Annotated in this window: 13 protein-coding genes; 4 read left to right on the forward strand and 9 right to left on the reverse strand. The window is 30.5% G+C overall.

Features of this window, described 5'->3' with window-relative positions; translation table 11 throughout:
* Window positions 1-153: 153 nt before the first annotated feature.
* The 3 genes from BR82_RS0107580 to BR82_RS0107590 all read right to left on the reverse strand — a co-directional run bounded on the left by BR82_RS0107580 (window position 154) and on the right by BR82_RS0107590 (window position 3518).
* A complete protein-coding gene (locus BR82_RS0107580) occupies window positions 154-1611 on the reverse strand; it encodes a L,D-transpeptidase family protein (RefSeq protein ID WP_027089699.1) in 1458 nt (485 codons plus the stop codon).
* A 133-nt stretch (window positions 1612-1744) separates the two neighbouring features.
* Window positions 1745-2344: an HAD family hydrolase gene (locus BR82_RS0107585; RefSeq protein ID WP_027089700.1), complete on the reverse strand. Its 600-nt coding sequence runs from the start codon at window positions 2342-2344 to the stop codon at window positions 1745-1747.
* Window positions 2337-3518 (reverse strand): aminotransferase-like domain-containing protein, encoded by a 1182-nt coding sequence (locus BR82_RS0107590; protein WP_027089701.1) that lies wholly within the window; start codon window positions 3516-3518, stop codon window positions 2337-2339. Before BR82_RS0107590 ends, BR82_RS0107585 begins: the two co-directional genes overlap by 8 nt.
* Window positions 3519-3618: 100 nt before the next feature.
* On the opposite strand from BR82_RS0107590, the gene BR82_RS0107595 reads away from it, so the two are divergent.
* Window positions 3619-3951, forward strand: a complete 333-nt coding sequence (locus tag BR82_RS0107595; protein WP_027089702.1) for a P-II family nitrogen regulator — start codon at window positions 3619-3621, stop codon at window positions 3949-3951.
* A gap of 32 nt (window positions 3952-3983) precedes the next feature.
* Here the strand turns inward: BR82_RS0107595 and BR82_RS0107600 are convergent, their stop codons facing one another.
* The 6 genes from BR82_RS0107600 to BR82_RS0107625 are packed head-to-tail and all read right to left on the reverse strand — an operon-like array spanning window position 3984 to window position 9635.
* On the reverse strand, window positions 3984-4598 hold the full coding sequence (locus BR82_RS0107600; RefSeq protein ID WP_027089703.1) for a hypothetical protein: 615 nt from the start codon (window positions 4596-4598) through the stop codon (window positions 3984-3986).
* Between the two features lie 58 nt (window positions 4599-4656).
* Window positions 4657-4962, reverse strand: a complete 306-nt coding sequence (gene trxA / locus BR82_RS0107605; RefSeq protein WP_034864421.1) for a thioredoxin — start codon at window positions 4960-4962, stop codon at window positions 4657-4659.
* 48 nt (window positions 4963-5010) lie between these two features.
* On the reverse strand, window positions 5011-6528 hold the full coding sequence (locus BR82_RS0107610) for a hypothetical protein (protein WP_034864423.1): 1518 nt from the start codon (window positions 6526-6528) through the stop codon (window positions 5011-5013).
* A 2-nt stretch (window positions 6529-6530) separates the two neighbouring features.
* Window positions 6531-8393 carry a hypothetical protein gene (locus tag BR82_RS0107615; protein WP_051592782.1) on the reverse strand — a complete coding sequence of 621 codons (1863 nt, stop codon included), beginning with the start codon at window positions 8391-8393 and terminating at the stop codon, window positions 6531-6533.
* Complete coding sequence (locus BR82_RS0107620) at window positions 8368-9270, reverse strand: ABC transporter ATP-binding protein (protein ID WP_027089707.1); 903 nt, start codon at window positions 9268-9270, stop codon at window positions 8368-8370. Before BR82_RS0107620 ends, BR82_RS0107615 begins: the two co-directional genes overlap by 26 nt.
* A complete protein-coding gene (locus BR82_RS0107625; RefSeq protein WP_027089708.1) occupies window positions 9270-9635 on the reverse strand; it encodes a GntR family transcriptional regulator in 366 nt (121 codons plus the stop codon). Before BR82_RS0107625 ends, BR82_RS0107620 begins: the two co-directional genes overlap by 1 nt.
* Window positions 9636-9807: 172 nt before the next feature.
* Between BR82_RS0107625 and BR82_RS0107630 the strand changes: the two genes are divergently transcribed.
* The 3 genes from BR82_RS0107630 (at window position 9808) to BR82_RS0107640 (ending at window position 13335) form a co-directional block, all read left to right on the forward strand.
* Window positions 9808-10674 (forward strand): DegV family protein, encoded by an 867-nt coding sequence (locus BR82_RS0107630; protein ID WP_027089709.1) that lies wholly within the window; start codon window positions 9808-9810, stop codon window positions 10672-10674.
* A gap of 79 nt (window positions 10675-10753) precedes the next feature.
* Window positions 10754-12520: a ribonuclease J1 gene (rnjA, locus tag BR82_RS0107635; RefSeq protein ID WP_027089710.1), complete on the forward strand. Its 1767-nt coding sequence runs from the start codon at window positions 10754-10756 to the stop codon at window positions 12518-12520.
* Window positions 12517-13335: a metallophosphoesterase gene (locus BR82_RS0107640; protein ID WP_027089711.1), complete on the forward strand. Its 819-nt coding sequence runs from the start codon at window positions 12517-12519 to the stop codon at window positions 13333-13335. The genes rnjA and BR82_RS0107640 overlap by 4 nt, the downstream gene beginning before the upstream one ends.
* The last annotated feature ends 335 nt before the right edge of the window (window positions 13336-13670 follow it).

The following is a 13670-nucleotide window of genomic DNA, read 5'->3' on the forward strand; positions in this document are numbered from 1 at the left end:
ATATTTATATTACAATCTAACTATACCATTACAAACATTCAACATATAACATCTGCCAATGTCACTATCCAATTATAACATACAATTCTTAACTATTCACTAAAAGATTGACAAAATAACCAAAAATAGGACACCTAAGCAATAATTTACCTGTTAATAATAACAAACTATTGGACAATTAATTTCAATATTGTCATATAACTTTGCCGCTATATTAGTTGGTAGATTTACACACCCATGAGAACCATTATTCAAGTAAATCGTTCCACCCCATTTACTACGCCATGAAGATGAATCATGCAATCCAATTCCTTTATTAAAAGGCATCCAGTAAGATACTGGTGTTTCATATGGCCAAGTACCATCTGGTAATTTTGTTCCTCTTAAAACACGATTACGTTCTTTATTATAAAGATAATATGCTCCCGCTGGTGTTCTTCTTTCTGGATCATTATAAGTTCCAGAAACAATGTCTGACTCTAGAATTATCTGACCGTCTTTATGATACCACATATGTTGACCTTTTAAATCGATTTCAACAAAAGTATTTCCAAGACCGCCATTATCAGTAGAACTTTCTTTACCGCTTGTTACCGGAGTTCTGACCCCTACTTTATTGGCATATATATCTTCTAATAAACCACTTATTTCTTTAGAAGTTTGTAATCGCAAACCATAATTACCACCACTGACTGTAATAGTACGATTGTTTGCACCAACAAATGTTCGCGTGCCACCAACACTATTTATTTTTTTTGCTAACGAATTAACAAAAGCCGTAGCTTTTTCTTTAAAAACATCGTCATCTCGATAGTAATTATCATTTTCATCAATCGAAAGCCAAGTTATTAATGTATCGCCATCTAAAACAACATCTCCAGAATTTGTTTTATATGTAATTACAGCTGATGCATAATTTTTAGCAGCTTCATATAATTGCTGAATCTTGGCATCACTCGCTCTTACAGCTGGTTCTACATAACACTTTTGTTCTTGTAGATCAACACTTGTTTTACCTTCATTAAAAGCCAATTTGATAGCTTCAAATGTCTTTTCTTGATCAATAGTTGAACCATCAACTTCATTTTTAATTGTAAATTGATTATCAACATATTCTACTTTTGCATCTTCTGGTGCCACCTGCACTCCTTCTTGCAAATGATTTAATGATAAGATCTTATCTCTTAAAACATTTTCATCAAGTAATGCTAAATTATCAACAGAATTATTTTTTTTAGTAAAAAAAGCTTGAATCCAATTAAAAGAACTTTGTTTCTTTATAATTTTCTTGATGTCGTTATCACTATTATATTTTATCCCGATATCTTTGCCTGATACAAACTCTGATGTTCCATCGTTAAACTTTAATTCCAAAGAGTAATCATCAACTGTTTTTGAAAGTTTTTCATTTGCTTCACTTACAGTTAGACCACTTACATTTATATCATTGATATAAGTTCCATTCAGAAATTTTTTATTAAAATAAAAAGCTCCTACAAAATAAACAATAGTAATTGCCGCCAATAAAACTACGATCACAATAAATTCTTTACGGACCTTACGTTTTCGCTTATTATTTACGTTATTTAAAACCATTTCATCTTTACTCATATATTCATAATACCCTTTTGCCTTTTTTACATATTATATTTCTTTCTACATGCATTCTAGCATTTTAACTCTAATTGTCAACTAAAATCACCCCTAAGCAAAGTGCTTTTAAGAATTATTAATAATTATGAATCTAAATATTTCTCTCAAGAAACAACCGCAATTTATCTACTTCACCATCAAAGCAATATGCTTCGATCCCCGCTTTTTTAGCTCCTTCAACATTTTCTAAAATATCATCAATAAAAATACATTCATCTGCCTTTAAACCAAACTCTGATAAAAAATGCTGATAGATTTTCAAATCAGGTTTCACTAATTGATGGCGCGCTGAAAGATAAAAATCATCAAAATATTTAAACGCTGGTACTTTTTGATAATAATCATTAAACTGCAAGCTGCAATTAGACAATAAATATATCTTAAAACCCTTTTGTTTTAACTCTTTTACCAAAGGTTCCATTGCAGTAATTGCTTCAAAATAATCATACCAATGATTTAAAGCATACTTTAATACTTCATGATACTGTTTATCACTCTGACTATATATTTGTTTTAACGCTTCATCTACGCTAATCAAACCTTGATCCAGCATACGCCACTGCAAACTTTCAAAAAGTTCTTTTTTGATTATTTTTTGTTCATTTAAATCTACACTCAATTTACTAGCGATATATTCAGGATCCCATCTTAAAATCACATTCCCCATGTCAAAAACAATATTTTTAATCATTTGTTAAAGCTCCTAAAACCGCTACCCCTTTTATGATTTGTTCTCTAGTCGGCATTGAATAATTCATTCTAAATGACTGACAACGTTTATTATCATCATCATAAAAAGCATTTCCAGGAACTACAGCCACTTTGTGCTTTAATGCATTTTGAACAAAAGTCGGCATATCGATTCTTTCAGGTAAAGTAACCCAAATAAACATTCCCCCATCAGGTTTTGTCCATTTGCAGTCCTTACTAAAATGTTTTTCCATTTCTGCTAACATCAAACTGCATTTTTCATCATAAACCCGCTGCAATTTTGCTAGATGCTGCTCCATATCTGTTTCTTGTAAAAAACGCGCCATTACTCTTTGCGCCCAGGCATTAGTATGAACATCATTTGTTTGTTTAGCAATCGTACATTTAGCAAGCAGTTCTTGATGCCCGATCATAATGGCAACCCGCATTCCAGGTGCAATAATTTTTGAAAAACTAGCTGCATATACTACTAACCCTTCATCATCTAATGATTTTATTGAAGGAATTGCTTCATTTCTAAATCTTAAATCACCGTATGGGTCATCTTCTAAAATCAAAACCTGATATTTTTTAGCTAATGCATAAATTGCTTTACGTTTTTCTAACGAAGTCGTAATTCCGGTAGGATTTTGAAAATTAGGAATCAAATAGATAAACTTAGGCTTCTTTGCCATTTTTAACGCTTCTTCTAATTTTGCGATATTAATACCATCATCATCCATTTCAACCCCAACTAATTTAGCACCATTACTTTTAAAAGCATTTAACGCACCTAAAAAACTAGGATTTTCACAAATAACAACATCCCCTTCATCACACAAACACTTTGCCATAAAATCCATGATCTGCTGTGAACCTGAAGTAACCATTACCCCATCATAATCATTAACAATGTTTCCATGACGTGATAAAAATTTAATTGCTTCTTCTTTAAAATCATTATCACCTTCAGTAATTCCATATTCTAAAACTGAATTCGGCTCGTTATTAAAAATATCATCGCTGATTTCTTTTAATTTAACAACCGGAAAAGTCTCACTAGCTGGATTTCCACCACCAAAACTAATAATTTCTGGATCTTTCATCATTTTTAAAATCTCTCTAACCGCTGATGCCTTAACACCGCTGATTCGTTTTGAAAATTCAAATTTCATCTTTCTGCCCCCTTATGTTATAAGACTATTATAAACCAAACATTTCTTAATGCAAAGCACATTAGTTTAGTTTATAATGATTAAAAGGGGTGATTTTTTTATGCAGGCACTATTTTTAGTCTTACACAAAACTGAAAAATTAGATGATTTATTAGTAGCTTTACAAAATAATGGTATAACCGGTGGCACGATCATTGAAAGCAAAGGAATGGTCAATGCATTAAAAAGCAGCGATAACTTTATTATCGAATCATTACGAATCATTCTAGAAGACCCTCGTGAAACTAGCAAAACACTATTCTTTATTTTAAAAAACGATGAAGTTGCTAAAGTCAGAAAAATAATTGATGAAACTTTAAAAGGAATCAATAATCCCAATACAGGTATCATGTTTGGCATCGATCTAACATTTGTAGCTGGTTTAAACAATTAATAAGCATAATGCCCTAGCTGTACGCTAGGGCATTACCATTGTAACATTGACATATATTCATCTACACTAGATAAAGCCTGTTTATAATCATCCATTTTAACCATTTTTTCTTTCTTACCATCAATCGAAGCAATATAAACACTGTCATATTCCCCTTCTAATAATAATGACTGTTTACAATAATCTAATCTGGCATTGACGATTCGATAAACATCTTCACCTTTACTATTTTTATATTGAGCAATATCACCCGTTAAAACTAAAATATAAGCCTCATGAGTCGGCATCTCACTACTGTTATTCAATAATGGTGACTCTTCTCCAGGTGGTAATAAACGCATAATTTTATTAAATTCCTGTTTAGTACTTATTTTATAACCACGTATTTCTTCTTTGGCAGCAATATCCATCGCTACTTCCTGATAACTATCATCAAAATTTTTAGCCGAAACAAATTCCAGCAGTTCTACTTTTAAAACCTGATTTTCAACTACTAATGAACTTAATGTCTCCTTATCTTCTGCTGGTTTTACAATTTCATTATTGGCTTTACCAAAATTCAAAACAACCAAAACGACTAAAATCAAAACGATCATACCAATCAGCATCAATGCATTTTTTGTTAATTTAAGGGGTTTTCGTACCATTTATATCCCTCCTAACACCTTTATTATAGCATAAATAAACCATGGAATCTTCCATGGTTTAAAGTAATTTTTCTAAATGACTAACGATCTCACTTTCGGGAACAAAACCCGTAATTTGATCTATCGCCTTACCATCTTTAAAAATAATCAAGTTAGGTATTGCCTGTACGCCATAACGACCAGCAATATCTGATGAAGCATCAACATTTAATTTATAAAAATCAACTTGATCCATTTTATTCGCTAATTCTTCTAATACTGGTCCTAACATTTTACAAGGTCCACACCAGTCGGCATAAAAATCAACTAATACTAATCCTTTAGCGATAGCACTATCAAATTCATTACTATTTAATATTTTCATTATTCTCACCTCTATTTAACATTATGCCTGATATTAAAATAATTACAACTAATTTGCTTTTATTTTATTAAAATCCGCTAAAGCTAAAGACATAGGATCATTAGTATTATAATAATATATCAAAGAACTATTTTTTAAATTCACATCACACCAAAACTCTTCACCAAAAATCACAGTTTTTAATAAACTAGGATCATTTTCAAAATCTGTCAATTTACGCTGTAATATTTCTTTAAAAAGCTGTAATTCATCTTTTGAATCAATACTATAATTATTACCATCATTAAAAAGCTCAATTTTTTGACATTTATCCATCTTTTCTAATAATTGATAATATTTACCATTCCAGCTTTTAATCAATTTTTTATCAATTTCATTAACGATTTTTTCATATTCAGTATGTTCTACAGAATACCGACGTACTACTTTATGTCCATTAGAACAATAATAAGTGATATTTATTTTTCTTGGCAGATCATCGACCCTACTTGATTCAATCAATTCTTGATGAATCCTGCTTACTTTAGCAATCTCCTGATCATCAGTGACACGAATATCCGATTTAACTCCTGCAACATCCTGATCGATCACTACCGCATCAACTGCATCAGGAATATAATTTTCTAAATAATTTTTAGAACCTGCAAAAATGATCACTGTCACCAAAACAATTAAAGCAGATTGGATGATACATAATTGATATTTAATTTTTTTAAAATGAATAAATTGAACAATAAAAGTAACAATTACTGTTGCAATAATATTTATCATAATAAAGCTTTTTATTGAAGCCGAACTGACTCCTAGCAATGAAGCTAACAGCCATGATCCACTTATAATGATGATCAGCCTAATTATTTGGGCAACGATTTTATAAGTAAATCCCTGGTAATTATTACTACGATCACGATTTTTACATATATATAAAGTTAACAAAAAACTAACTGCTAGATATCCGATATAAATAAAATAATTTAATTTTAGATCAGTACTAGCTGCTGCAGCTATTCTGATAAAGGGCATTAAAGTACTTATCATATCTAACGACATCCCATCATAAACGATTCCTTTGATAAATGAAGCATATACCAATGATAAACTAAAATAAAGCACGATCGGTACAAAGATGATAACTATCTGTAAAACTATATGCATAAAAAGGGTCGTCGTTAAATATGCAGATAAATTAGATAATGTATAATACAAAAGAATTATTAATAACAGCGCCAGACCATTTTTCAAAAAATCTCCTTGAAGTAAAATACAGTAAATTATAACTGGAATAATCAAACAAATGATCCCGCTTAAATAATGAATCATAAAGCATTGCAGTTTAGTTAAAGGTAAAGAATTATAATATGTTTCTTTAGCAACACTGAACAAATGTCTTAAATTGATCGTTGGAATAATCAAAGTAAAGACAAAAATAATCAAATAAAAAGTAATCACAGCGATATCCTGATCATATGATAATCTACTAATAATAAAATTCAAAATTAGACAGCCAATATATATAACAAAAAGATCCTTTAATTGTTTTAAATCATTTTTAAATAAACTCAACATGTTTATATACCAGCCTTTCTAATCGAACTAATAACAATTTCATCATTTAACTTTTCAAACTTCAGATCCAAACTAATTTCAAAACTCTCATCCTCATTTAAAGCTGTTACATTTGCTCGATATATAACATAATTATTATCAAATTCTATCAATTCAACAACATCATCATATAAAGAAGTCAAATCATCTATAAGCAATTCATCTTCTATAAACTTAGCTACTGGACTATCAAGATCCACTAATAAATTATTATCCAAAATATAATTATAACAATCATCAACAAATTTAGACTGTTTGACTATTGAATCAGATTCTAAAAATTCTTTTACCTGATCATTTAATTTAATTATATATTGATGATAGTCATCACTGTTTAAATTAAGCATATTAGCATCGATTAGATCATCCGCCGTTATTTTTTGATCTTTAGTTATTTGATAAAGCTGATTAATATTTTCTGGACTTAAATAAAGACTTTTTTCTTGATAATAACCAGTTAAATATTTTTTGTTTTCAAAGTCTCTAACCGTATTTAAATAATCACTGTCCGATTTATTGAAATAATCGATGACAACTTTAAAATCAAAATAATAATGTAGGTCATTCTTATAAAAATCATCTGAAGCATTATATAAATTAAGTACCATCAGTTCTTCATTACTTCCATACTCCAGAGCATGAACGCTATCTAGATTATCATTAAGATAATCAATCAAACCCAGCAAATTATCATGATCAAGATTCAGTAACAAGACATCACTTTTTCGATTATTGATATAAAGATCACCACTGATTGTTTCTTTTGAAAAAAGTTCAGAAACAACCTGGTGATATTGATTATTTGCAAACGCATAATTAATGCCAAAAAAGATCAATAAGATGGGAAGATAAATCAATAACTTACGATAAATATAAGTACTTTTAAAAATAATCTCAATAAAAATTGCTACGATCACACCAATTACCATGTATATCAACAATAAATCTAAAATACCCTTCACCCCAAATGTAATATCTATTTGATTCATAAATAAGATCAAATAAAATATTGCTACTGTTACAATCAACATGATTCCCGCTTTTAAAATCAGTCCCATCTTACGAAAAACCAGCGGTTCTCCAATATACTCATCATTTCTATTTACATAAACATAATAACTTATCACTAAAAATACCATTGCACCAAGACAATGAATAAAAATTGTCTTATCACCCGTATCAATAAATTCCAGTCCCGCAAAAACCGGAAACACTAATTTAGCATAGCGATCACCAATTTGATTGATCTGTCCCGGCACTAAATAAATAGAAAACAACATAAGACTCAACAACAATGCTACAGGCAAAGTATAAGCTACTATACTAAATATGATCTGGCCCAAACGATTCCCTGCCATACTGGCAGCTAAATAAGTAATTGTATAATAAATAAACAATAGCACAAAAATCATTAATATAAAGCGATAAAACAAAATACTTTCCACAACGGTATAAGATCTAAAGATATCAATAAAAATTACACCAATGCCTTCAATTAAAAGCGTAACTAAAACAATTAGATAACCAGCTAAATAATTAGTAAACCAAATACACTTAGAACTCAACGGCAGGGTTTTTACTATCGAAGCTTTCGTTTTATCAATCATATAACTTTGAATAAAACTCGGATATACTGTTGTTAAAACAACCGCACTGATTGCATAAACAGCAATACATAACTGTCCCATTCCCGTTCCATCAGCAGCTATTGACGCTAAGATAAAAACTCCCCAAAAAACAATTAATGAAACTTTAGCTGGAAAAAGATTATTTTTAACAACATTTCTAAACAGGGTTTGATTAACCCATGATGTCCTTGAGCTCATCATACTTTCCTCCCAGCGTAAATAAGAAAATTTCTTCTAATGACAATGATAATGTTTCATTTATGATTGGATGATATTTTGATACTATCATATCAATACTTTCAAGATTTCCTTCAACAATCAAAGTATGAACCCGTCCCATCATCTGATGCGCTAAAATATTCAGTTCTTTTTCTAAAGCATACATATCATCGCCCGATTCTAAGACAATCTGTAATTTATGATAACCTTCTTTTAAATGATCAAGCGCTTCTTCAAAAATAATTTTCCCATCACTGATCAAAGCAATATGATCACACATACTGTCTAGTTCATTTAAATGATGGCTAGAGATAAAGATCGTCATTTGCCGTTCACTTACATCCTGAATCAAGATATCCCAAATTATTTTCCGAATATGCGGATCTAAACCATCAAAAGGTTCATCCATAATTAAATATTCCGGCATGATCGAAAGAGCAAAAATAAACATTACCTGCTTTTTCATTCCTTTAGAAAATTTATTAAAATTTTCTAAGCTGTCATGCTTAAATAACCGCATTAATTTAATATATCGTTCCTCATTAAAAGTCGGATAGATTCCCTGATAAAGTTCTTTAAGATTTTTAATATTATGACCAAATACATCAAAAAATTCATCAGGAATATATACTAACTTTGCTTTTGCTTCACTATTTTCATAAACTCGCATTCCTTCTAATTCAACAAAACCGTAATCGCCTTGATATGCCCCAACAAGATGACGGATCAATGTTGTTTTACCAGCACCATTTTCACCAATAATGCCATAAATTGAGCCTTTAGGTATATTTAAATTAATGTTGTCCAAAATTAATTTGTTATCTATTTTTTTTGAAAGTTCTTTTACTATTAACATTATTTATCCTCCCATTTTTGTTCCAATAACTGACACAATTGTTCAAAAGTCATTCCCACATATTTACTTTTAGCCACTATTTCATGTGTTAATTCATCGATCTGTTTTAAAAATAACTTCGTTTGAACATTTTGTTTTGAGCTGACAAAACTTCCTTTACCCGGTAAAGAATATATAAAACCCTGTTCTTCTAAAAGGCGATAAGCTTTAACAACTGTATTTGGATTAATATGAATCGATGAAGATAATTCCCGTACTGAAGGTAATTTATCATCTGTCTGCATCAATCCTGTGGTTATATATTCTAGCAGCTGTTTATATATTTGTTCATAAATCGGTGTTGCACTATTACTATCTATTTTCATGCTGACTCCTTTCTAAACTTATCCTCGCACTAATAGTATAACAGACTTTTAACTGTATTACAACAAGCAATACAGTTGATAGTTAGATATAAATATTTCATTAATAATACTTAAATAGTTTGCAATTTTTATTATTTTAAGTAAAATATGTTTTAGAGATAGGAGGTTTTTTATGAGTAAAGTTGCAATTATCACTGATAGTAATTCTGGAATAAGACAAGATGAGGGTAAAAAGTTAGGCATTAATGTATTGCCAATGCCCTTTACTATTGATGGCCAGACCTTCTATGAAGATATTAATTTAACACATAGTGAATTTTTTGATAAACTAACAAACGGTGCTGAAGTTTTTACAAGCCAGCCTTTAGTTGGTGATGTCGGTAAACTATGGGATGAGGTATTAAAAAATTATGATGAGATAGTATATATTCCAATGTCGAGTGGTTTAAGTGGATCTTGTCAAACGGCGTTGATGTTAGCAAACGAGTATGATGGAAGAGTTCAAGTCGTTGATTCTCAAAGGATCTCAGTTACTCAAAAGTGGGATGTGTTTGATGCCATCGAATTAGCTAAACAAGGGAAATCAGCTAAAGAAATCAAAGAAATTCTTGAAATAAATAAATTAAACGCTTCTATCTATATTACAGTCAACACATTAGAATATCTTCGTAAAGGTGGAAGAATTACCCCTGCAGTTGCAATTCTTGGCGGAATGATGAAAATCAAACCGATTTTACAGATTCAGGGTGAAAAGCTTGATACTTTCAGTAAATCAAGAACAATGTCAAAAGCAACAAAAATAATGATCGAAGCGATAAAAAAAGATATTGATGAACGCATCGATCCTGAACAAAAAGGGAAAAATGTACATGTCTGTGTAGCTTATACATATGACAAGCAGCCAGCATTAGAATTAAAAAAAGAATTAGAGGAAATTTATCCTGATTCTAATATAATCTGTGACCCATTATCATTAAGTGTTTCATGTCATATTGGACCACATGCATTAGCAGTTGCGGCATGTAAAAAAATTATCTAGGCAAGAAACGAAGTTTCTTGCCTTTTTATATGTTATAATAATTATAAAAAGAAGATAAAATATAAACAAGGAGGAAATTATGCAAGAAAAGCCACATACAAATAATAGAAAAACTGGCAGAACTAATCAAAAAAATTATAATAAACCTAAAACTATTAGAAAAACGACTAATAAAAATCGTAATAGCATCGATACTAAAGTATTTGCTTTAGGCGGACTTAATGAAATCGGTAAAAACATGTACTGTATCGAACATGATAATGAATTATTTATTATCGATGCAGGAGTTAAATTTGCTGAAGAAGGCTTACCAGGAATCGATTATGTAATTCCGGATTATTCATATTTAAAGCGCAATGAAAAAAAGATTCGCGGTTTAATGATCACTCATGGTCATGAAGATCATATCGGTGGAATCCCATTTTTATTACAGATCGTTAAAATCCCTTTTATTTATGCTACTCCGTTAGCTAGTGCGATGATCAAAAGAAAATTAGATGAAAAAAGACTAACTAATGTAACTAAGATCATCCAAATCAATGATGAATACCAAATCAAATCTAAGTATTTTAATATCGGATTTTTTAAGACCAATCATTCTATCCCTGAATCATTAGGAATCATCGTCAATAGCCCTAATGGTAGAATTGTTGAAACTGGTGACTTTAAATTTGATTTATCTCCAGTGGGAGATGCTGCTGACTATCAAAAAATGTCTTTCTTAGGTGAAACTGGTGTCACTTTATTAATGAGTGACTCAACAAATTCTGAAGTTCCTACTTTTTCTATCAGTGAAAAGAAAGTCGCTAACAGCGTCCAGGAAGAATTTAGAAAAACTGAAGGTCGCTTGATCGTTGCCACATTTGCTTCTAACGTTCATCGTGTCCAGCAAATCGTTGAAGCAGCAGTTAAATTTAATCGAAAAATTCTTGTTTATGGTCGTTCAATGGAAAATAATATCCAAGTTTCTAGAGCCATGGGATATATTAAATGCCCTGATAAATTTTTCATCAAAAATGATCAGGCTAAAAAATTACCTGACAATGAAATATTGATTTTATGTACTGGTTCTCAAGGTGAAGCTTTAGCCGCTTTAAGCAGAATCGCTAATGGAACTCATAAATATGTAAAGATCAAACCTGGTGATACAGTTGTATTTTCGTCAAATCCAATTCCTGGAAATGCTTATAGTGTCAATGTCGTTGTAAATAAATTATTTAGAGCTGGAGCCAAAGTTTTAACAAATACCGCTTTCAATAATCTACATACTTCTGGACACGCATCCCAAGAAGAGCAAAAATTAATGATGCTACTTACTAAACCAAAGTATTTTTTCCCAGTTCATGGTGAATATCGGATGTTAAAAATCCATGCTGCCTTATCTCAAGAAGTTGGTGTGCCAGCAGAAAATTCATTCGTTCTTTCTAACGGTGATACAATCCTACTAAATAACGGCGAAGCACGTTTAGGACCACGGATCCATGTTGAAGACATTTATGTTGATGGAAATGATATCAGTGGTTTATCTACAGCAGTACTTCGTGATCGTCAAATTCTTTCAGAAGATGGAATGGTTTCGATCTTGATCAGTATGGATTCTAGAGCCGGAAAATTATTGACACATCCAGTAATTATTTCTCGAGGATTTGTTTATATGAAAGACAGTTTTCATATGATTCGTGAAGCAGAACGCTTAGTTGAAAGTTCTTTATCTAAGTTATTACAAGGAAAAACTACTTTTGGAGAAATAAAGAATACGACACGGGATATCTTATCTTCATATTTTTATCGTAAAACAAAGCGTAATCCGATGATCATTCCGGTTATCATGAATAAAAAACCATGAGAAAAAAAATAAGAACAATTAAATTTCTTTTATTAGTAATTATAATTATCGGTGGCGGTTTTGGTTATTATCATAGTCATTACATCGCCCCTGATGATTATACGATCAAAAAAACTACTATTAATAATAGTAGTCTTCCTAATGAATTTGCAAATTTTGAAATTGGATTTATTAGTGATATAAATCTTCAAAATAGTAGTGATATTACTAGATTGGAAAAAATCGTGACATCTTTAAATAATCAGCATGTTGATATGCTTATTTTTGGTGGTGATTTATTTACAGATATCCCATTTGATAATGAAAAAGTAATTGAAGTATTATCAAATATAAAATCAAGTTATGGTAAATTTGCTGTGTTAGGTGAAAAAGATCTCGCTTCACTAAATGATGTTACAAGTATTTTAAATGAAGGTGGATTTGAAGTTCTTCATAATGAATATCGTCCCATTTATTTCAATAATGCGACAATTGGGTTATTCGGTCTAGAAAGCAGTGGCGATATTTCCGGTTTGATCAACGAAAACAATCAAGATATTTATAAACTTGTAGCTGTTCATGAACCAGATTATTTTGATACTACAGCTAAAAGTAATATTGCATTGCAATTATCTGGTCATACGATGGGCGGTTATATTTATTTACCTGGGATTGGTGGTTTATTTAAAAAGAGTAATGGTCAAAATTATGTTCATGGCTACTATACTAAAAACAAAAGCCAATTGGTTATTTCTAATGGTTTAGGTATGGAAAATGGTTATGAATATCGATTGTTTTGCCCTAACCAAATTAATATAATTACACTAAAAAAGTAATCTGATGAGACAATGGTATTAAGTTAAGAGAAAATGAAAAATCATTGAATTAAGATAAGATGGTTGTTAAAGTAAAAACAGCCATCTTTTCTGTTATTCATAAATAAAAATATAAAAATATGGATTTTAGATATACTTAAAAAGAACTAGCATCTAGCTCAAAAAATTTTATTGTTATTCTAAAATAACGTGTTATAATAATTCATGTCAGGACGTTCTATAATTTAACGGTTGACATGATTTGGGTTTTATAGCACGTTCATATGATCTTTCTGGTCTTTGCGGGACCAGAAATTTTTTTATTCTTGAGATAAGATTCTTCTCTTTTAATAGAT

This window comes from Thomasclavelia saccharogumia DSM 17460, assembly GCF_000686665.1.
In the GTDB taxonomy this organism is placed as follows: domain Bacteria; phylum Bacillota_I; class Bacilli_A; order Erysipelotrichales; family Coprobacillaceae; genus Thomasclavelia; species Thomasclavelia saccharogumia.

Excerpts from the sequence above, each read along its gene's own strand:
- BR82_RS0107580 (WP_027089699.1), bottom strand. The coding sequence starts at position 1,611 with ATGAGTAAAGATGAAATGGTTTTAAATAACGTAAATAATAAGCGAAAA.
- BR82_RS0107585 (WP_027089700.1), bottom strand. The coding sequence starts at position 2,344 with ATGATTAAAAATATTGTTTTTGACATGGGGAATGTGATTTTAAGATGG.
- BR82_RS0107590 (WP_027089701.1), bottom strand. The coding sequence starts at position 3,518 with ATGAAATTTGAATTTTCAAAACGAATCAGCGGTGTTAAGGCATCAGCG.
- BR82_RS0107595 (WP_027089702.1), top strand. The coding sequence starts at position 3,619 with ATGCAGGCACTATTTTTAGTCTTACACAAAACTGAAAAATTAGATGAT.
- BR82_RS0107600 (WP_027089703.1), bottom strand. The coding sequence starts at position 4,598 with ATGGTACGAAAACCCCTTAAATTAACAAAAAATGCATTGATGCTGATT.
- trxA (WP_034864421.1), bottom strand. The coding sequence starts at position 4,962 with ATGAAAATATTAAATAGTAATGAATTTGATAGTGCTATCGCTAAAGGA.
- BR82_RS0107610 (WP_034864423.1), bottom strand. The coding sequence starts at position 6,528 with ATGTTGAGTTTATTTAAAAATGATTTAAAACAATTAAAGGATCTTTTT.
- BR82_RS0107615 (WP_051592782.1), bottom strand. The coding sequence starts at position 8,393 with ATGAGCTCAAGGACATCATGGGTTAATCAAACCCTGTTTAGAAATGTT.
- BR82_RS0107620 (WP_027089707.1), bottom strand. The coding sequence starts at position 9,270 with ATGTTAATAGTAAAAGAACTTTCAAAAAAAATAGATAACAAATTAATT.
- BR82_RS0107625 (WP_027089708.1), bottom strand. The coding sequence starts at position 9,635 with ATGAAAATAGATAGTAATAGTGCAACACCGATTTATGAACAAATATAT.
- BR82_RS0107630 (WP_027089709.1), top strand. The coding sequence starts at position 9,808 with ATGAGTAAAGTTGCAATTATCACTGATAGTAATTCTGGAATAAGACAA.
- rnjA (WP_027089710.1), top strand. The coding sequence starts at position 10,754 with ATGCAAGAAAAGCCACATACAAATAATAGAAAAACTGGCAGAACTAAT.
- BR82_RS0107640 (WP_027089711.1), top strand. The coding sequence starts at position 12,517 with ATGAGAAAAAAAATAAGAACAATTAAATTTCTTTTATTAGTAATTATA.